This is a genomic window from Streptomyces sediminimaris (assembly GCF_047049295.1).
Lineage (GTDB): Bacteria > Actinomycetota > Actinomycetes > Streptomycetales > Streptomycetaceae > Streptomyces > Streptomyces sediminimaris.
Map to the genome: position 1 here is coordinate 1,816,551 of NZ_JBJWOT010000001.1, position 17,612 is coordinate 1,834,162.

Consider the following 17,612-nt stretch of genomic DNA (forward strand, 5'->3'; position numbering starts at 1 on the left):
GGCAGCCTGTCCGTCGTCTCCCCCGCGTACCCCCGAAGGCGGGCACGATGACCGCTTCCCGTCGGGGACGCGCCACGGCCGGAACCGGTCCTCCGGCGGCTCCCCGCGGTACTGCGCGGAAAGCCGTCGGCCTATCGTGGCTCGGATCACGTTCACACCTCGCGCACTGGACGACATACCGACCGGTCGGCATCATTGGTCGGGAAGCGTTCACCCGCCCGTAAGGAGCCCCGATGAGCCCCGACCACCCGCCAGGTCTCGATCTCGACCGGCTGCGCGGCCTGCTCGAGCAGGAGCGGCCCGGCCTGGTGCACGGCCCCCTGACCGGCCGGCTGATCGAGGGCGGACGGTCGAACCTCACGTACGCGGTCTCGGACGGCACCTCCCGCTGGGTCGTGCGGCGGCCCCCGCTCGGCCATGTGCTGGCCACCGCGCACGACATGAAGCGCGAGCACCGCGTGATCAGCGCCCTGTACCCGACGGACGTCCCGGTGCCGCGCCCGGTCCTGCTGTGCGAGGACCCCGACAACGGTGCGGTGGCCGGGGCGCCGTTCTACGTCATGGAGTTCGTGGACGGCACGCCGTACCGCACCGCCGACCAGCTCGTCCCGCTCGGCCCCGAGCGCACCCGGGACGCCGTGCTGTCCCTGGTGGACACCCTGGTCGAACTGCACGCCGTGGACCCCGCCGAGGTGGGCCTCGCGGACTTCGGCCGCCCCGAGGGCTTCCTGGACCGCCAGCTGCGCCGCTGGGGCAAGCAGCTGGACGCCTCCCGCAACCGCGAGCTCGCCGGCGTCGACGAGCTGCACGCGGCGCTGGGCCGGCGCCTCCCCCGGTCCCCCGCGCCGGCCGTGGTGCACGGCGACTACCGGCTCGACAACGTCCTGATCGGCGACGACGACCGGATCAGGGCGATCCTGGACTGGGAGATGTCCACGCTCGGCGACCCGCTCACCGACCTCGGCCTGCTGGTGATGTACAGCATGCCCCTCGGGCTGCCGAAGTCCCCCGTCTCCACCACGGCCGAGGCGCCCGGGCACCCGGACCCGGCCGAGCTGGTCGAGCGGTACGCCGCGCGCTCGGGGCGCGACGTCTCCGCGGTCTCCTGGTACACGGCGTTCGCCTGGTTCAAGCTCGCCGTGATCCTGGAGGGCATCCACTACCGCTACACGCTGGGCCAGACGGTCGGCCGCGGCTTCGACCGCATCGGCGACCTGGTGCCCGTCTTCATCGGGCACGGCCTGACCACTCTCCAGGAAGGCTGATCAGTCATGGACTTCGCGTTCGACGCACGCACCGAGGAACTGCGCGCCAAACTCCTCGCCTTCATGGACGAGTACGTCTACCCGGCCGAGGCGGTGGCCGAGGAGCAGCGGGCCGCGCTGGCGTCCCCGTGGGACACCCCGGCCGTGGTGGAGGAGCTCAAGCAGGAGGCGCGCCGGCAGGGCCTGTGGAACCTGTTCCTGCCGGACGCCGGGCACGGCGCCGGGCTGACCAACCTGCAGTACGCGCCGCTCGCCGAGATCACCGGCCGCAGCCCGCAGCTGGCGCCGACCGCGACGAACTGCGCGGCGCCCGACACCGGCAACATGGAGGTGCTGGCGCAGTTCGGCGACGAGCGGCAGAAGAAGCAGTGGCTGGAGCCGCTGCTCGCCGGTGAGATCCGCTCGGCGTTCGCGATGACCGAGCCCGAGGTGGCGTCCTCGGACGCCACGAACATCACCACGCGCATCGAGCGGGCCTCCGACGGCACGGACGAGTACGTCGTCACCGGCCGCAAGTGGTACATCTCCGGGGCGATGAACCCGGACTGCAAGATCTTCATCGTGATGGGCAAGACGGACCCGGACGGCGCGGACATCCGCCGCCAGCAGTCCATGGTGCTGGTGCCGCGGGACACCCCCGGCGTCACCGTGCGGCGCGCCATGCGGGTCTTCGGCTACGAGGACCACCACCACGGCGGCCACGCCGAGGTGGTCTTCGACCACGCGCGCGTGCCGGTGTCCCACCTGATCGGCGAGGAGGGCGGCGGCTTCGCCATCGCCCAGGCCCGCCTCGGACCGGGCCGTATCCACCACTGCATGCGGCTGATCGGCATGGCGGAGCGGGCCATCGAGCTGATGTGCCGCCGGGCCGTCTCCCGCGACGCCTTCGGCAAGGCGCTGGCCCGGCAGGGCGTCGTCCAGAACTGGATCGCCGACGCGCGCGTGGCCGTCGAGCAACTGCGCCTGCTGGTGCTGAAGACGGCCTGGATGATGGACACCGTCGGCAACCGGGGCGCCCACACCGAGATCCAGGCCATCAAGATCGCCACGCCCCGCACGGTCGTCGGCATCCTCGACCGGGCGATCCAGCTGCACGGCGCGGGCGGCGTCAGCCAGGACTTCCCCCTCGCCGAGCTGTACGCCGCGGCCCGCACCCTGATGCTGGCCGACGGCCCGGACGAGGTGCACCAGCGTTCGCTGGCGCGGCGGGAGCTGAAGAAGTACCTCTAGGGCCGCGGCGGGCGTGAGCCCTCCGGGCAGGCAGGGGCGGCCGACGTCGTCGGCCGCCCCTCACCCGTCGGCTTCGGGACGGCGGCTCACGGGCGCAGGGCCCGCAGCAGCAGGTCCGCCAGGTGGTCGGCGACCTCCTGCGGGCTGAGCGGGCCGTCCGGGCGGTACCAGGTGGACAGATGGTGGACGGAACCGAAGTGGTAGTCCACCACCAGGTCGGCCGGGGTCGCCCTGGAGAAGACGCCCGCCTGCTGGCCCTCCTCCACCAGCGCGCGGAAGCGCTCGTGGTAGCGCCGGCGCTCCGCGCGCACCTGCTTGTTCTTCTCCGGGCTGAGATGGTGCATCGAACGGAAGAAGATCATGGCGTCGTCGAGGTTCTCGATGGTCGTGACGACGACGTCCGCCGCCGCCCCGCGCAGCCGCTTGTCGATCGGCTCGTCCGCGTTCGCGAACGCGTCGAGACGCTCCTGCTGGACGCGCAGCACGCGCGCGTACACCTCGTGCAGGAGGTCGTCCTTGGAGCCGAAGTAGTGGTACAGCGCCCCCTTGGTGACGCCGGCCGCCTCGACGATCTCCTGTACGGACGTGCGGTCGTAGCCCTGCTCGGCGAAGAGCCGGGTGGCGGCGGCCAGCAGCCGCTGCGGGACGGGCGTACCGTCCCCGTCCGTCGTTCTGGGCACTGTGCCGCCACCTGCCTTCCGGGCTTACTGCCGTTCTCGCCGTACGTGTTCGCTGTGCTGCGGGCGGGAGCGGAGCTCCCGACGGAGGATCTTCCCACTGGCCGTCTTCGGCAAGTCGGGCAGGATCTCCACCTGCCGCGGGTATTTGTAGGCAGCCAGTCTCTCCTTGCAGTACGCCGCGAGTTCACCGGGGTCCGTATCCGTTCCCGGCCGGAGGCTGATGTACGCCTTGACGGTCTCGCCGCGGTAGCCGTCGGGCACCCCGACGACGGCCGCCTCACGCACCGCCGGGTGCGTGTACAGCACGTCCTCGACCTCGCGCGGCCACACCTTGAAGCCGGACGCGTTGATCATGTCCTTCTTGCGGTCGACGACGTACAGCCAGCCCTGTTCGTCCATGAACCCGATGTCCCCGGTGCGCAGTTCGCCGCCCGGAAACGTTTCGGCGGTGGCGTCGGGCCGGCGCCAGTAGCCCGGCACGACCTGCGGTCCGCGCACGACGATCTCGCCCTGCTCGCCGAAGGGCAGCTCCCGCCCCTGGTCGTCGACGATCCGTACGACCGTGTCCGGCCCCGGTACGCCCACCGCCAGCGTCCCGGAGACCGGGTCGACGGGCGCCTCCCGGCCGGGCGGGACGGACGCGCAGGGGGCGGTGCACTCGGTCAGGCCGTAGCCGTTGCGGATGTACGGCCCGAAGCCCGCCCGGAACTTCTCCACCAGGGCCGGCGGCAGCGGTGCGCCGCCGCTGGAGATGACGGCGAAGGAGGAGAAGTGGTCCGGGGTGGCGTCCGGGTGCGCGGCCAGCGCCATGAAGGCCGTGGACGGGCCGACGGTGTAGTGCGGCCGGTGCTCGGCGAACGCCTCCAGTACGACGCCCGGCTCGAAGCGGTACGTCAGCACGAGCGTCCCCGCGCTGTTCAGGCACGCCCCGAGCTGGCACACCATCCCGGTGATGTGGAACAGCGGCGCCAGCGCGTAGTAGACGGGCGCGTCCGGCAGGCCCAGCCCGGTCCGCTGCCGCTCGGCGTTGTACATGATGTTGGCGTGCGTGTTGGTGGCGCCCTTGGGGGTGCCGCTGGTGCCCGAGGTGTAGCTGATCAGCGCGATGTCGGACGGCCCGGGGTAACGGCTCCCGGGCGGCTCGTACCCGGCGCGGGCCACGGTCGTCAGGTCGGCGGCGTCGGCGGCCTGCGGCAGCCGCTCGAAGCTGAGCACGCGTGTGTCGCCGCGCGTCTGGAAGTCCAGTTCGCACCCGGTCAGCACGATCCGCACCGGCGAGTCGGCGGCCGTCGCGCGCAGGTACGACTCCCACGCCCGGTCCGAGCAGATCAGTGCCGCCACCTCACCGTCCCGCAGGACGTGCGTCACCTCCCGCGACTTGTACATGGGGTTGACGGGCACGACGGTCGCGCCGGCCTTCCAGGCGCCCAGCAGGGCGAGCACGAACTGCGGGGAGTTCTGCAGCAGGATCGCCACCCGGTCGCCGTGCTCCAGGCCGCGGGCGGTGAGGTGCCCGGCGACGGAGTCGGTCAGTTCGTCGGCCTCGCGGTAGCTCAGCCGTCCGTCGAAGTAGGCGAGGAAGTCCCGGTCCGGGGCCTCGGCGGCGACCCGGCGCAGGGAGTGCACCAGGGAGTCGTCGGGCCGGACCGGGGCGCGCTGGGCGTCGTTCAGCAGGGCCAGCCAGGGCTTGGCCGCGTAGCGGGAGCCGCTCACCGCACCTCCTCCCACTTCTGCTGCAGGTGGTTCATGCCGGCCAGCCAGCGGTCCGGCTCGGCGGCCCGGGCCCGGTAGTACCCGGCGACCTCGGGGTGCGGCAGGATCAGGAAGCGGTCCTCCGCGATGCCCTTGAACAGGGCGTCGGCGACGTCCGAGGGCTCGACCGCGGTCGGCCTGAGCACCAGGTCGCCGGCGGCGCCGGTGGCATCCAGCATGTCGGTGCGCACGCCCTGGGGGCAGATCGCGTGCACCTTGATCCCGCGGTGGCGGTAGGTCAGCGACAGCCACTCGGCGAAGGCATAGGCCCCGTGCTTGGTGACGCTGTAGGAGGGGGCGCCGATCATGGTCAGCAGCCCGGCGGCGGAGACGGTGGAGACGAACCGCCCGCTGCCGCGCTCCAGCCAGGCCGGCAGCAGCGCGTCCGCGGCACGGACGTGCGCCATCACGTTGACGTCCCAGGAGGTGGCCCAGGACCTCTCGTCGGCGGACAGCCCCCGGGCCCCGTCCTCGAAGGCGACGCCGGCGTTGGCGCAGTACACGTCGACGGTGCCGCCGAGCGCGTCCCGGGCCGCGGCCACGATCGCGGAGGCGTCGCCGGGCACCGCGATGCCGCCGGTCTCGTCGGCGACGGCCCCGGCCCGCGCCGCGTCGAGGTCGTTCACGACGACCCGGGCGCCCTCGGCGGCGAACCGCCGCGCGAGGGCGGCCCCGATCCCGCCCCCGGCCCCCGTGACGACGACACCAGCACCTTGCAGGGATTCCACCATCGGTCTCCTTCGACGTACTCGGCTCACTCCCGCGACCATCAGACTAACCGGTCGGTATGTCGCGGGAAAGGGGTGCCCGGAGCGCCCTCGGGGCGCGGGGACCCGCGCGGCGGGCCGCGGCGGACACGCACCTTCCGCACAACCCGCGGGAGCAATACCTTGCACCCCATGCGCCTCTCCAGACGAGCTCTCCTCGCAGCGACAACGGCAGCAGCATCCCTCACCGCGGCACCCCCGGCCGGCGCCACCGGCCGCCGCGGGCACCTGCGTACCGGCTTCGAGAACCTCAGGGCGACCGCCTACGCCCCCTTGCGCGGGCAGCGGGTGGGGATCGTCACCAACCCGACGGGCGTCACCCGCGACGTCCGCCACATCGTCGACGTCATGCACGCGGACCCCGAAGTGGACCTCATGGCCGTCTTCGGCCCGGAACACGGCTTCCGCGGCACCGCCCAGGCCGGCGGCTCCGAGGGCCGCTACGACGACCCCGCCACCGGCCTCCCCGTCTACGACACCTACCTCAAGAGCGGCCGGCCCCTCGCCGACGTCTTCACCGCCTCCGGCGCCGACACGATCGTCTTCGACATCCAGGACGTCGGCGCCCGCTTCTACACGTACATCTGGACCCTGTACGACTGCATGGAGGCGGCCCGGCTGGCGGGCAAGCGCTTCGTCGTGCTGGACCGGCCCAATCCGGTCACCGGCCGGTCGGCCCGGGGCCCGGTGCTGCACAGGGAGTTCGCGACCTTCGTGGGCAGGCAGCCGATCTCCCAGGCGCACGGCATGACCGTGTGCGAGCTGGCCCGGCTCTTCAACGGGGAGTTCCTGACCGACCCCGTCCCGCTGGAGACGGTCCCGATGACGGGCTGGCGGCGCACGGACTTCTACGACGCCTCCGCCCTGCCCTGGGTGCCGCCGAGCCCCAACATGCCCACGGCCGACACGGCGTTGGTGTACTCGGGGACCTGCATGTTCGAGGGCACGAACCTGTCGGAGGGGCGCGGCACGACCCGGCCCTTCGAACTCCTCGGCGCGGAGGGCATCGACGGCCGCTGGGCCGCCGCGGCGGGCGAACTCGGCCTGCCGGGCGTGCACTTCAGGGAGGCGTACTTCGCGCCGACCTTCTCGAAGTTCCAGGGCAGGACGGTCGGCGGCGTGCAGATCCACGTGCACGACCGGGCGGCCTACGACCCCGTGCGCACCGGCGTCGCGCTGCTGGTGACCGCCAAGCGGGTGTGGAGCGGCTTCGCCTGGCGGCCCGACAACTGGATCGACAAGCTGACCGGCTCCACCCTGGTGCGTACGGCGATCGACGCGGGCGCGAGCACGGACGAGGTGGTCGCGGGCTGGCAGGAGGAGCTGACCGCCTTCCGCCGGGTCCGGGAGGACTACCTCCTCTACAAGTGAGCCGTGCCCTATGGCCAACCCGGCCCGCCGGCAGGACGATGCGCCCACCGCGCATCGCTACGGGGGCCGAGGGGGCCTGTCATGGCACAGCCGCAGACGAGTGTGACGCCCTACTGGGAGCTGACGTTCGACGCGGACGGGGACGTCGAGGGCCCGGAGCGGGACAGGCTGCTCGCCGGGGTCACCGGCCGGGGCGTGCGCGACCTGATCGTCTTCGCGCACGGCTGGAACAACGACCGCTCCCTCGCGACCGCCCTGTACCGCCGGTTCTTCGCACCGATACCGGACCTCGCGCCGAACGCCGGGATCGGGTACGTGGGCGTGATCTGGCCGTCGATGCGCTTCAGCGACGGCGCGGCCTGCCGGTCGGGGTGCGCGCGGGTGCATCCGGAGCTGGCCCGGATGGTGCTGGCGGCGGGCCGCATCCGCTGACCCGCCGCCGCTGTCGCCCTGCGCCGTGCGTCACCGGTGCGAGGTGTACTCCACCACCTGCTGGAAGGTGGGCCGGTTCTGCCAGCTGATGAGGTGGTGCTTGATGCCGCCCAGGGTGCGCTGGTTGATCGAGTCGGCGCACCACTGGTCGCCCGCCGAGCACAGGTCGTCGCCGGGGTAGACCTCGGACGCGGACATGCCGGCCGCCTCCTTCAGCGTGCTGATGAGCGTGTCCCGGCAGGCGCTGAGGCTGCCGCCGCCGCAGTACTTCTCGGCGAGCGGTCCCTTCACCGGCTCGCCCAGCACCGACCGGATGTCCTTGTCGACGTAGCTCCACCAGCCGTACTGGAAGGAGCTGCCGGCGTGTGAGCCGGTGGGCCCGTGCCCGGCCGACGGGGACTCGTCGATCGGCAGGTTCGCGGTGAGCGCGGTGTAGAGGCCGGCACCGAGGCCGGGCTCGAACTCGGCCTTCACCAGCAGCGGCCACCAGGCGTCCAGGATGCGGATGGCGTCGGAGTCGGCGTACGTCTTCGAGCCCGCCGACGTCTCCGTGCGCCTGGCGCCCGCCGTGAGCCAGGTCCGGAGCCTGCTCACGGCCGCCGCGGCGGTGGGGTCGGTCACCGCGGCGCTGTCGATCACCTTCAGCAGGTCCGGCAGCACGTCCTCGGCGCGCAGATCGGCGAGCGCGGCGCCCGCCATGGCCTGCACCAGCTTCGTACGGGTCACCCCGCCGGCCGCGACCAGCCTGCGCACCCGGTCCTCGAGCAGGTTCCCGCGGTGCACGGAGCCGTCGCCCCAGCTCGCGGTCGTGTAGTCGAGGGCCTGCTTGTTGTTCCAGGAGACGTAGTAGTCCTGGTCGACGGAGTTGGGGTGCTGGGAAGCGGGCGTGTAGGCCGCCGTGTTGGTGGCCGGGTCCCAGCCCTTCCACTCGTAGGCGGCCCGCCCCCACACCGGGAACTCGCTGTCGACGCCGCTCGCGCGCACCGGGTTGTCACCGCTGTTGTAGTACGCGGTGTGCCGGGAGTCGGCGTAGAACCAGTTGAAGGTGTAGTTGATGTGCTGCACCGCGGTCTGGAAGGTCTGCGGGCCCTTGACGTAGCCGGGGTCGTTGAGCATCTGGAAGCCGATGATCGAGTCGGCCTCGTGCAGGTACGAGGAGCGCAGGGTGGTGTAGGCGACCTTCTTGCCGCCGACGGTCGCCCGGTAGGCGACGGGTCCGTACTTCGTCCTCCACACGCGCATCGTGTACGACCCGGCGGCCGTGCCGTCGGCCGTGGTCGGCTTCCAGGAGTTCTTCTGCTCGACCTCGTCCATGGCCGTGCAGGTGCCGTGGTACAGGTAGTGGTGGTCGTCCTGGCACAGTTCGACGGCGTAGGTGTCGATGATGTCCTGGCCCGAGGTGGTCGCCGACCACGAGTAGTCCTGGCCGCGGCCGAGTTCGACGTACATGCTCAGGCCCGCGAAGGACGCGCCGCGGGCGCTGATCCCCGGGCCCTGGATCTCCTGCAGCATGAGCAGCTGCGGGGCGAAGTAACCGGTCTGCGGTCCGAAGACGGCGACGGGGTGGCCGCTCGCGGTGTACTTGCCGCTGACGACAAGGGCGTTGGACATGCCGCGTTTCGCGGAGCTGAGGGCGGCCGCGGCCGCCTTCCCGGAGGCGGCGGTGGCGCTCTGGCTCGCCCCGGTGCCGGTCGCGTCGTAGATCAGCGGCTCCGTCGTCACCGAGCCGGCGTCGGGCAGGGCCTCGCCCTGGGCGCTGGCGGGCTTGGTGCCGTAGGGGAAGCTCTCGCCGTCGTGGACGGTGAGGACGGCTTCGGGGTCGTTGCGTTCGCGGAAGGACTCCCAGACCTTGGTGCCCTCCTCGACCCCGTACTTGGACTGGGCGGCGAGCAGGGAGATGGCGTTGTTGACCTCGCCGCCACCGCCGGAGCCGAACAGCGAGCCGATCACCGAGGCGAGGGCGACCAGGTCGGTCAGCTTGAAGTGGTCGATCGTGCCGGCGTTGGTGATCGCGTCCTTGTGGCCGGTCAGGACGTACTCGCCGGGGAAGTAGCGGCCGGAGTCCGAGGCGTCGATGTAGGAGTTGATGCCCGCGAGGTAGGCGTTCGCGTCGGCGAGGGCCTGCTGGCCGCGGGCGCCGTTGTTCGCGACCGCGTTGTCGATCTGGGCCTTCAGCTCGGCCTCGGTGTACGGGGCGTTGCGGTAGAACTGCTGCTCCAGGCCCTGGTTGGCGGCCGCGCCGCCGGCGAAGGAGGTCAGCTGGCCGCGGCCCACGTGCCGGAACAGGTCCATCAGCCACAGCCGGTCCTCGGCCGCGGCGTACCCGGCGCCGAACTCGGTGCCGTACCGGGTGCTGCCGGTGATGTGCGGCACACCCGTCTTCTTGTCGCGGACGATCGTGACGTCGCTGCGCCCCGCGGGCTTCTCCGAGGAGGCGACCTGGTCGGAAGCGACGCCGAACGAGGCGTCGTTGAAGAAGGTGTTGATCTTCGCGTCGGTGAGCGCGGAGTACCCCGAGGCCAGGTTGGCGTAGGGGCCGAGCTGGTCCTCGGCGTGCTCGGGCTGGGTGCCGAATGCCTGGTTGAGCAGGATCTGGGCCAGGGTGGCGTTGCCGTTCTCACCCGGCGGCAGGATGTCGGAGCACTGGCCGCCGCAGTAGTCGTCCGAGGCCGTGGCGGCGGCTGCCGTCACCTGGGTCAGCGGGGACAAAAGACCAGCAATCAGGACGCATATGGATGCCGTCTTCAGGAACCCGGCGAGTCTGCCGGGAGTTCTCAGTCTGAACAGGGTGCTACGCGAGGTGCGTCGTGGCATGGCAGCTCCTACCGACGTGGGGTGAGCCGGGACGTTACCGGCGGTATCCCCGGGAGTGAAGATGAACATGCGTCAAGTTTTGGAGTCGTACGGCGGGCTTATGGAAGGCATCGGAAATCGGATGGAGCCGATTCGGTTGTCGATACGTCTATTCGGCGACGTCCCTACGACGACGCCGAAGTGACCGAAGTACAGGTGCAGGTGTGACGGAGGTGCAGGGCGATGGCCGGTTTCCGGAGTCTGGCGAGACAGGTCCGCGACCCGCGGTGCGATCTGGCACTGCGGCGCTACTCACTGCGCAAGTGCCTTGAGCGGTTCGCTCCTTACGGGCACAGGGCGACCTGGGACCATTTGTGCTCCCGGGCAGGGTTCGGTCCGGAGGACCGCTCCCCCGACCCGGTGCGGCTCGTGGCCGCACTGGAGGAACTGGAAGAAGCGCGTTCGGTGTGGCTCGCCTACGAGGTCGAGTTCGCCGAGCGGCGCAAGAAGGAGAAGCACGACGGACTGCGCCGGCCGGGCAGTGTCGACGACTGGCACCGGTTGACCTGGGGCGGTTTCGGTGTCGCCTGGTGCGACGATCCGAAGGTGCATCCCCGGGAACCGCTGGCCGAGGTGCTGCGCCGGCTGATCGCCGCCCTGGAGCGCGAACCGGGGGCCGCCTGCCCGGTGTGCGGCGATGAGCGCCTGATCTGGAAGTACGACCTGGACCATGAACCGTCGGCCGGTCCGGTCTGCACACACTGCGGAATTCTCGTGCCACGGCCCGTGCTCAAGCCCGAGGCCCTGGCGGACGCAAGGCGCGGAAGGCTGCTCGTCTCGGCCTGAGTACGGCGGGGGTGCGCCGGGGATGCCGCACCCCCTGAAATCCCCGACGGCCGGTGGCCGCCGGGCCCTTGCCGGTGGCGCCTGCCGGGCCCGGACCACGGATCGGGCATGACCCGGCGGACGGCAGGGACTCCCACCCCACCCCACCTCCACTCCACTCCACCCCGCCGCGGCGGATTGCCCGTCCGTTCGAGCCGCCGCGCGGCCACGACACGCTGCCGCCCCGCGCGGTCACGGCCTCCGCCCGCGCCATCGCGACTCCCGCCACCCCGCGCAGGCCGCGCGCGCCCCGCTCGGCGTCGGCGCGGAGGCCGGCGGCGCGGTCCGGTGACCGCAGACGGCCCAACCGCTCGGCACAGAGCCGCCGTTGGCGCTCAGCCCCGCTCGCGCCGCTGCCGGCTCCCGCCCCGCTCGACCATGAGCCGCGAGCCCGACCGGCTCTGCCCGAACACGTCGTCCGGGTTGGACAGGACACAGGTGTCCAGGGACAGACAGCCGCAGCCGATGCAGTCGGTGAGATGGTCGCGCAGGCGGTTGAGCTGCTTGATGCGCTCCTCCAGCTCGGCGCGCCAGGCCTCGGAGAGGCGGGCCCAGTCCTCCCGGGTGGGGGTGCGCTCCTCGGGGAGCTCGGCGAGCGCCTCGCGGATCGTGGCCAGGGGGATACCGACGCGCTGCGCGGCCCGTACGAAGGCGACCCGGCGCAGCGCGTCACGGTGGTAGCGGCGCTGGTTGCCCGCGGTGCGGCGGCTGCTGATCAGGCCCTTGGACTCGTAGAAGTGCAGGGCGGAGACGGCGGCGCCGCTCCGCGCGGCGAGCTGGCCGACCGTGAGCTCGTGGATCTTCTCGGGAATCTGCGGCACCCCTCGAAGCCTACCGACCCGCCCAGATGGCGGTCCGTTGACATCGGGTGCGCGCCCGACCATGCTAAGCAGTTGCTTAGACAATGCGAGGCATGGGAGGCCGGGACATGGCAGAGCCGAGGATCTTCACGTCCGTCGACGAGCTGAAGGCGGCGGTGGGCGAGCAGCTCGGATACACCGACTGGCTGGAGATCGACCAGAAGCGGATCGATCTGTTCGCGGAGGCCACCGGGGACCACCAGTGGATCCACGTCGATCCCGCGAAGGCGGCGGCCGGGCCCTTCGGGACCACCATCGCGCACGGCTATCTGACCCTCTCCCTGCTGCCGCTCTTCGGCCCCCAGCTGATGAGCGTCGAGGGCGTTCGGATGGGCGTCAACTACGGCACCAACAAGGTCCGTTTCCCCGCCCCCGTGCCGGTCGGCTCGCGGCTGCGCGCCACCGCGAGGATCAGCGGTGTCGAGGACGTGCCGGGCGGCGTCCAGGTCGCCGTCGCCTACAGCGTGGAGCGCGAGGGCGGGGACAAGCCGGTCTGCGTGGCCGAGTCGGTGGCCCGCTTCTACCTCTGATCCGGTCCCGGACGGCCCGGCGGCTACTTGGCCCCCACCATGCGCAGCACGAGGTCGGCGTAGAGCGCGCCGACCTCGTCCGGCGTCCAGGGACCGTGGATGTTGAACCAGCGGGCCACGTCGATGCAGAGCGAGAGGATCGCGAGGGTGGTGCCCTTCACGTCCAGCACGTCGAACTCGCCGGCCGCGATTCCCTCCTCGATGACCCCGCGCACCTCGGCGTCGCACCGCCGGCGCAGCGCGAGGATCTCCTCGCGGGCATCGGGGCCGAGGGAGTCCAGCTCGTACTGCACGACCCGGGCGGTGGTACGGCCGCCCGCGTGCCAGCGGACGAAGGAGCTCACCGCGTCGGCCAGCCGCTCGGCGGCGGTGCCCTCGCGCCGGGCCGCCGTCTGCAGGATCTCCACCGCCTTCTCGTGGCCGATCCTGCTGATCCGGTGCAGCAGTTCTTCCTTGGTCTTGTAGTGGATGTAGAGCGCGGCCGGGCTCATGCCCGCGCGGCCCGCGATGTCACGGGTCGTGGTGGCGTGGTACCCGCGCTCGGCGAAGGCCTCCACCGCGGCCATCAGCAGCCGCCGGGCCGCGTCGGGCGTGACCTCGCCCCACGCGGACGCCTCGCCGCCGGCCGTCTCCTCCACCGTACTCATCGCCTGCTGCCCCTCTCGCCCGCCGGTCTCCCGCCACCGCCCTCGACGCAGACCCTCGGGCCACACCTTCCGACCGGGCGGACCCCCACCATACCGCCGAAGGTGAGCGAGCGCTTAGTGCGTCCGCCCGGAGCCGCCCGGGGCTTTTCACAGCTTCTCGAAGGGGTCGTGGTCGGCCAGCAGCTTCTCCAGCCTCGCCTGGTCGACCCGGCTGACGATCTGCCCGGCCTCCTGCCGGTCCCGGATCACCTTGGCGAGCGTGAAGGCGGAGGTGACGAGGTAGAGGACGGCGATCGCGAGGAAGGCACGCACCCAGGCGTCGGCGTCCAGCCGGAAGATCCCGATGGCCGTCGCGGCCATCGCGACGGCGAAGGAGGCGACGGCCTGGCCGTAGAAGGCCGCCGTGCTCTGCTGCTTGACCGGTGTGTCGCTCATGGGACAAGCGTCGGCGGGTGCGCCCGGTGCCGCATCCGCCGGGATACTCAGCTCGGCTACTCAGATGCCCAGGGCCCCTCAGAACGCCGAGACCCCGGTCAGCGAACGCCCGATGAGCAGCTTCTGGATCTGGCTGGTGCCCTCGTAGAGCGTCATCACCCGGGCGTCGCGCAGCAGCTTGCCCACCGGGTACTCGTCGATGTAGCCGTAGCCGCCGAAGACCTGCAGGGCGTTGTTGGCGGCGCGGACCGCGGCCTCGGAGGCGAAGAGCTTGGCCTTGGAGGACTCGACCGCGAAGGGCTGCCCGCGGTCGATCAGGTCGGCGACCCGCCAGGTCAGCAGCCGGGCCGCGTCCACGTCGACGGCGATGTCGCTGATCAGCTCCTGCACCAGCTGGTGCCGGGCGATGGGCCCGCCGAACTGCTCGCGCTCACCGGCGTATCGAACGGCCGCCTCCAGCGCGGCCTGCGCTATGCCCACACAGCCGGCCGCGACCGACATGCGTCCCTTGGCCAGCGCCGACATGGCCACCGAGAAGCCCCTGCCCTCCTCGCCCAGCATCGCGGAGGCGGGCACGCGCACGTCCTCAAGGACCAGTTCCGCGGTGGCCTGGCCGCGCAGGCCGAGCTTGCCGTGGATGGTGCGGCGGGTCAGGCCGGGGCTGTCGGCCGGGACCAGGAAGGCGGAGACGCCCTTGTGCCCGGGGGCGTCGGTGGAGCGGGCGAACAGCAGCACCACGTCGGCCCAGGTGCCGTTGGTGATGAACATCTTGCTGCCGTTGACGACGTACTCGTCGCCGTCGCGCACCGCGCGCGTGGTGAGGTTGCCGGCGTCGGAGCCGGTGCCGGGCTCGGTCAGGCCGAAGCAGCCGACGTACTCGCCGGAGGTGAGCCCCGGCAGCCAGCGCCGCTTCTGCTCCTCGCTCCCCCAGGCCGCGACCGTCTTGGCGACCAGCCCGAGCGAGACGGACACGATGCCGCGCACGGAGGAGTCACCGCGTCCGAGCTCCTCCGTCACCAGGCAGTAGGCGAGGTGGTCGCCGCCGCAGCCGCCGTACTCCTCGCCGACGGTGAGGCCGAGGAAGCCGACCTCGCCGAGCTTCTTCACGAGGGACCGGTCGATCTCCTCCGCCCGGTCCCAGGCGACGACGTTCGGGGCGATCTCGCGGTCCACGAAGTCCCGGGCGAGCCGCCGGACGGCGGTCTGCTCCTCGCTGAGCTCCAGGTTCATGCCGAGTCACCCCACAGATAACGGACTTCAAGGTGGCCACACCACATGACCCCCATTTAAATTAGCACTGCTAGTTTCTGAACGCAGCCCTACTATGTGCGCCATGGCCCGACCGCGCAAGCCCCTCCTCAGCACCGACCGCATCGTCGAGACGGCACGCGCTCTGGTGGACGCGGAGGGCCTCGCGGCCGTCTCCACCCGCCGGCTCGCCGCGGAGCTCGGGGTGAGCGGGCCCTCGCTCTACAACCACTTCCGCACCAAGGACGAGATCCTGGAGGCGGTCGCCGACTCGGTCAGCGCGCAGGTCGACCTGTCGATGTTCGAGGACGGCCGGGGGTGGCGGACCGCGCTGCACGACTGGGCGGTCTCCTACCGGGCCGCCCTGCGCGACCACCCGCACATCGTCCCGGTCCTCGCCACCGGGCCCGGCCGCCGCCCCGCCGGACTGCGCCTGGCGGACGCCGTCTACGGCGCGATGGTCAGGGCCGGCTGGCCGCCCGCGCAGGCCACCTCCATCGGCGCGCTGATGCGCTACTTCATCATGGGCTCCGCGCTCGGCTCCTTCGCCGGCGGCTTCGTGGACGACGCCAGCGCCTACGACCCCGCCGACTACCCCCACCTCGGCCAGGCCCACCTGCTCGCCGAACAGCAGGAGAAGATCGACGAGCGGGCCTTCGAGACCGGGCTCACGGCGCTGCTCGACGGGCTGGTGCGGCAGTACGAGCAGGCGCGGCGGACCGCCTGAGACACTTCGGCCGGCGCCGAAGCGTGTGTGCCCCATCCTGGAACGCATGACCACCAGGGATCCGCAGGCACCGCAGCTGGCCCGGCTCGCCGCGCTGATCGCCGACGAGACCCGGGCCGCGTGCCTGCTTGCCCTGCTCGACGGGCGGGCCTGGACCGCGGGCGAGCTGGCACGGCACGCCGGGGTCGCCGCGTCGACGCTGAGCGAACACCTGGGCAAGCTCGTCGCGGGCGGGCTGCTGGCCGAGGAACGGCAGGGCCGGCACCGGTACGTGCGCCTCGCGGACGCCCGCGTCGCACAGCTCGTCGAGGACCTGGCGGCGCAGGTGGACCCGCGGGACGTCGTACGGCCGCGCGGCCTGCGGGAGTCGAGCGCGGGGTCCGCGATGGCGCGCGGCCGCACGTGCTACGACCACCTCGCGGGGCGGCTCGGCATCGCGGTCACCGAGGCGCTGACGCTGCGCGGACTGCTGCGGCAGGACACGGGGTTCGCGCTGACGGACACCGGTCTCGAGTGGTTCGCCGCCAGCGGTATCGCCCTGGACCGCGGGGGCCGCCGCCCGCTCGCACGCGCCTGCCTCGACTGGACCGAACGCCGGCCGCACCTCGCGGGTGCCGCGGGGGCGGCGCTGTGCCGGCACCTCCTGGAGAGGGGCTGGTGCGTACGCATCGGCTCCGGGCGCGCCGTGAAGGTGACCCCGGCGGGAGAGCGGGCACTGGCGGACCTGCTCGGTGTCCGGGCAACGGCCCTGCGCTGAGCGGTCCGGCGGCGGTGGCGCGGTGCGCCAGCCGCGGCGCCGTCATGGCCGGCCGCTCGGGTCCCCTGCCTCTTCGGGGCGCCGCGGGACGGCACCGCTCGGCCCCCCCGTCCGAAATCCGCGAGCTCTCCGCCCCTCCTCCCTCCTAACCTCTGGAGCATGATGAACCCCCGTCGTGGCGAGCTGCTCGCCCCCGGTGCCGCAGCGGTCACCGTCGTGCTGTGGGCCTCCGCCTTCGTGTCGATCCGCAGCGCGGGGCAGGCCTACGCGCCCGGGGCGCTGGCGCTCGGGAGGCTGCTCGCCGGGGCGCTGACCCTGGGCGTGATCTGTCTCCTGCGGCGCGAGGGGCTGCCGCCGCGGTCGGCCTGGCGCGGGATCGCGCTGTCCGGGGCGCTGTGGTTCGGCTTCTACATGGTCGTCCTGAACTGGGGCGAACAGCAGGTGGACGCCGGTACGGCGGCCCTGGTGGTGAACGTCGGGCCCCTCCTCATCGCCCTGCTCGGTGCGCGGCTGCTCGGCGACCCCATGCCGCCGCGGCTGCTCGCGGGCATGGCGGTGTCGTTCGCGGGCGCGGTGGCGGTCGGTCTGTCGATGTCGGGCGGGGGCGGCTCGTCGGTGCTCGGGGTGGTGCTGTGCCTGCTCGCGGCGGTCGGCTACGCGGCCGGGGTCGTCGCGCAGAAGCCGGCCCTGGGCAGGGCGAGCGCGCTGCAGGTGACGACGTTCGGGTGCCTGGTCGGAGCGGTGGGCTGTCTGCCGTTCGCCGGGCAGCTGGTCGGCCAGGCCGCGCACGCGCCCCTCTCGGCGACCCTCGACATGGTCTACCTCGGGGTGTTCCCGACCGCCCTCGCCTTCACCACCTGGGCCTACGCCCTGGCCCGTACGACGGCCTCCCGTATGGGCGCGACGACGTACGCGGTTCCCGCGCTGGTGGTCCTGATGTCGTGGCTGGCGCTCGGCGAGGTGCCGGGACCGCTCACCCTGGGCGGCGGCGCGCTGTGCCTGGCGGGCGTGGCGGTGTCGCGGTCCCGGCCGCGGAACCGGAACCGGACCGTCCTGCGGGCCGCGGCGCCGGAGGGGGCGTCGGCGCCGCGGCCCGAGGGCGCGTCGGAGTCGGCCTGAACGCACCCTGCCGGCGCGGACGGCGGGCACGTTCCGGGGACGAACCACCCGGCGGTATGCGGTCAACGGGTGTGCGCGACGGCTGTACGGAGCAGCCGGGGGTGGGGGCGGGCC

General features: G+C 72.3%; 16 protein-coding genes and 1 pseudogene. 9 read left to right on the top strand and 8 right to left on the bottom strand.

Features of this window, described 5'->3' with window-relative positions:
* Positions 1-233 precede the first annotated feature (233 nt).
* On the top strand, positions 234-1,265 hold the full coding sequence (locus ACJ9NR_RS08460; RefSeq protein WP_412488923.1) for a phosphotransferase family protein: 1,032 nt from the start codon (positions 234-236) through the stop codon (positions 1,263-1,265).
* A gap of 6 nt (positions 1,266-1,271) precedes the next feature.
* Entirely contained in the window at positions 1,272-2,495 is a 1,224-nt protein-coding gene (locus ACJ9NR_RS08465; protein ID WP_412488922.1) for an acyl-CoA dehydrogenase family protein, read from the top strand.
* A gap of 86 nt (positions 2,496-2,581) precedes the next feature.
* On the opposite strand, the gene ACJ9NR_RS08470 is transcribed toward ACJ9NR_RS08465, so the two are convergent.
* The 3 genes from ACJ9NR_RS08470 to ACJ9NR_RS08480 are packed head-to-tail and all read right to left on the bottom strand — an operon-like array spanning position 2,582 to position 5,658.
* Positions 2,582-3,175: a TetR/AcrR family transcriptional regulator gene (locus tag ACJ9NR_RS08470; RefSeq protein ID WP_412488921.1), complete on the bottom strand. Its 594-nt coding sequence runs from the start codon at positions 3,173-3,175 to the stop codon at positions 2,582-2,584.
* A gap of 24 nt (positions 3,176-3,199) precedes the next feature.
* Complete coding sequence (locus ACJ9NR_RS08475; RefSeq protein WP_412488920.1) at positions 3,200-4,888, bottom strand: class I adenylate-forming enzyme family protein; 1,689 nt, start codon at positions 4,886-4,888, stop codon at positions 3,200-3,202.
* Positions 4,885-5,658 carry an SDR family oxidoreductase gene (locus tag ACJ9NR_RS08480; protein WP_412488919.1) on the bottom strand — a complete coding sequence of 258 codons (774 nt, stop codon included), beginning with the start codon at positions 5,656-5,658 and terminating at the stop codon, positions 4,885-4,887. The genes ACJ9NR_RS08475 and ACJ9NR_RS08480 overlap by 4 nt, the downstream gene beginning before the upstream one ends.
* A 168-nt stretch (positions 5,659-5,826) precedes the next feature.
* On the opposite strand from ACJ9NR_RS08480, the gene ACJ9NR_RS08485 reads away from it, so the two are divergent.
* Together ACJ9NR_RS08485 and ACJ9NR_RS08490 are read left to right on the top strand one after the other, a co-directional pair.
* Complete coding sequence (locus ACJ9NR_RS08485; protein WP_412488918.1) at positions 5,827-7,065, top strand: exo-beta-N-acetylmuramidase NamZ family protein; 1,239 nt, start codon at positions 5,827-5,829, stop codon at positions 7,063-7,065.
* Positions 7,066-7,146: 81 nt separating this feature from the next.
* Positions 7,147-7,416: pseudogene (locus tag ACJ9NR_RS08490) on the top strand (serine-threonine protein kinase); the annotation flags it as partial.
* A gap of 111 nt (positions 7,417-7,527) precedes the next feature.
* On the opposite strand, the gene ACJ9NR_RS08495 reads toward ACJ9NR_RS08490, so the two are convergent.
* The gene (locus tag ACJ9NR_RS08495) at positions 7,528-10,311 is read right to left on the bottom strand and encodes a penicillin acylase family protein (RefSeq protein ID WP_412488917.1); all 2,784 of its coding nucleotides are present in this window, start codon (positions 10,309-10,311) and stop codon (positions 7,528-7,530) included.
* A 222-nt stretch (positions 10,312-10,533) separates the two neighbouring features.
* Here ACJ9NR_RS08495 and ACJ9NR_RS08500 point away from each other — a divergent pair, with 222 nt between their 5' ends.
* Complete coding sequence (locus tag ACJ9NR_RS08500; RefSeq protein ID WP_412488916.1) at positions 10,534-11,136, top strand: hypothetical protein; 603 nt, start codon at positions 10,534-10,536, stop codon at positions 11,134-11,136.
* Positions 11,137-11,510: 374 nt separating this feature from the next.
* Here the strand turns inward: ACJ9NR_RS08500 and soxR are convergent, their stop codons facing one another.
* Positions 11,511-11,996: a redox-sensitive transcriptional activator SoxR gene (soxR, locus tag ACJ9NR_RS08505; RefSeq protein WP_412488915.1), complete on the bottom strand. Its 486-nt coding sequence runs from the start codon at positions 11,994-11,996 to the stop codon at positions 11,511-11,513.
* Between the two features lie 107 nt (positions 11,997-12,103).
* Here soxR and ACJ9NR_RS08510 point away from each other — a divergent pair, with 107 nt between their 5' ends.
* Entirely contained in the window at positions 12,104-12,565 is a 462-nt protein-coding gene (locus ACJ9NR_RS08510; protein WP_412488914.1) for a MaoC family dehydratase, read from the top strand.
* A 23-nt stretch (positions 12,566-12,588) separates the two neighbouring features.
* On the opposite strand, the gene ACJ9NR_RS08515 is transcribed toward ACJ9NR_RS08510, so the two are convergent.
* The 3 genes from ACJ9NR_RS08515 to ACJ9NR_RS08525 all read right to left on the bottom strand — a co-directional run bounded on the left by ACJ9NR_RS08515 (position 12,589) and on the right by ACJ9NR_RS08525 (position 14,877).
* On the bottom strand, positions 12,589-13,212 hold the full coding sequence (locus ACJ9NR_RS08515; RefSeq protein WP_412488913.1) for a TetR/AcrR family transcriptional regulator: 624 nt from the start codon (positions 13,210-13,212) through the stop codon (positions 12,589-12,591).
* Positions 13,213-13,359: 147 nt separating this feature from the next.
* Positions 13,360-13,647 (bottom strand): YiaA/YiaB family inner membrane protein, encoded by a 288-nt coding sequence (locus ACJ9NR_RS08520; RefSeq protein ID WP_412488912.1) that lies wholly within the window; start codon positions 13,645-13,647, stop codon positions 13,360-13,362.
* A gap of 78 nt (positions 13,648-13,725) precedes the next feature.
* A complete protein-coding gene (locus tag ACJ9NR_RS08525; protein ID WP_412488911.1) occupies positions 13,726-14,877 on the bottom strand; it encodes an acyl-CoA dehydrogenase family protein in 1,152 nt (383 codons plus the stop codon).
* A gap of 103 nt (positions 14,878-14,980) precedes the next feature.
* Here ACJ9NR_RS08525 and ACJ9NR_RS08530 point away from each other — a divergent pair, with 103 nt between their 5' ends.
* From ACJ9NR_RS08530 to ACJ9NR_RS08540, 3 genes are all read left to right on the top strand, one after another.
* The gene (locus ACJ9NR_RS08530) at positions 14,981-15,622 is read left to right on the top strand and encodes a TetR/AcrR family transcriptional regulator (RefSeq protein WP_412488910.1); all 642 of its coding nucleotides are present in this window, start codon (positions 14,981-14,983) and stop codon (positions 15,620-15,622) included.
* 46 nt (positions 15,623-15,668) lie between these two features.
* Positions 15,669-16,379 (top strand): ArsR/SmtB family transcription factor, encoded by a 711-nt coding sequence (locus tag ACJ9NR_RS08535; RefSeq protein ID WP_412488909.1) that lies wholly within the window; start codon positions 15,669-15,671, stop codon positions 16,377-16,379.
* Positions 16,380-16,541: 162 nt separating this feature from the next.
* Positions 16,542-17,498: a DMT family transporter gene (locus tag ACJ9NR_RS08540; RefSeq protein WP_412490486.1), complete on the top strand. Its 957-nt coding sequence runs from the start codon at positions 16,542-16,544 to the stop codon at positions 17,496-17,498.
* Positions 17,499-17,612 lie beyond the last annotated feature (114 nt).

Coding starts and splice junctions, on each gene's coding strand:
- ACJ9NR_RS08540 (WP_412490486.1), top strand. CDS start 16,542: ATGAACCCCCGTCGTGGCGAGCTGCTCGCCCCCGGTGCCGCAGCGGTC.
- ACJ9NR_RS08465 (WP_412488922.1), top strand. CDS start 1,272: ATGGACTTCGCGTTCGACGCACGCACCGAGGAACTGCGCGCCAAACTC.
- ACJ9NR_RS08510 (WP_412488914.1), top strand. CDS start 12,104: ATGGCAGAGCCGAGGATCTTCACGTCCGTCGACGAGCTGAAGGCGGCG.
- ACJ9NR_RS08460 (WP_412488923.1), top strand. CDS start 234: ATGAGCCCCGACCACCCGCCAGGTCTCGATCTCGACCGGCTGCGCGGC.
- ACJ9NR_RS08525 (WP_412488911.1), bottom strand. CDS start 14,877: ATGAACCTGGAGCTCAGCGAGGAGCAGACCGCCGTCCGGCGGCTCGCC.
- ACJ9NR_RS08535 (WP_412488909.1), top strand. CDS start 15,669: ATGACCACCAGGGATCCGCAGGCACCGCAGCTGGCCCGGCTCGCCGCG.
- ACJ9NR_RS08485 (WP_412488918.1), top strand. CDS start 5,827: ATGCGCCTCTCCAGACGAGCTCTCCTCGCAGCGACAACGGCAGCAGCA.
- ACJ9NR_RS08520 (WP_412488912.1), bottom strand. CDS start 13,647: ATGAGCGACACACCGGTCAAGCAGCAGAGCACGGCGGCCTTCTACGGC.
- ACJ9NR_RS08495 (WP_412488917.1), bottom strand. CDS start 10,311: ATGCCACGACGCACCTCGCGTAGCACCCTGTTCAGACTGAGAACTCCC.
- ACJ9NR_RS08500 (WP_412488916.1), top strand. CDS start 10,534: ATGGCCGGTTTCCGGAGTCTGGCGAGACAGGTCCGCGACCCGCGGTGC.
- ACJ9NR_RS08515 (WP_412488913.1), bottom strand. CDS start 13,212: ATGAGTACGGTGGAGGAGACGGCCGGCGGCGAGGCGTCCGCGTGGGGC.
- ACJ9NR_RS08530 (WP_412488910.1), top strand. CDS start 14,981: ATGGCCCGACCGCGCAAGCCCCTCCTCAGCACCGACCGCATCGTCGAG.
- ACJ9NR_RS08480 (WP_412488919.1), bottom strand. CDS start 5,658: ATGGTGGAATCCCTGCAAGGTGCTGGTGTCGTCGTCACGGGGGCCGGG.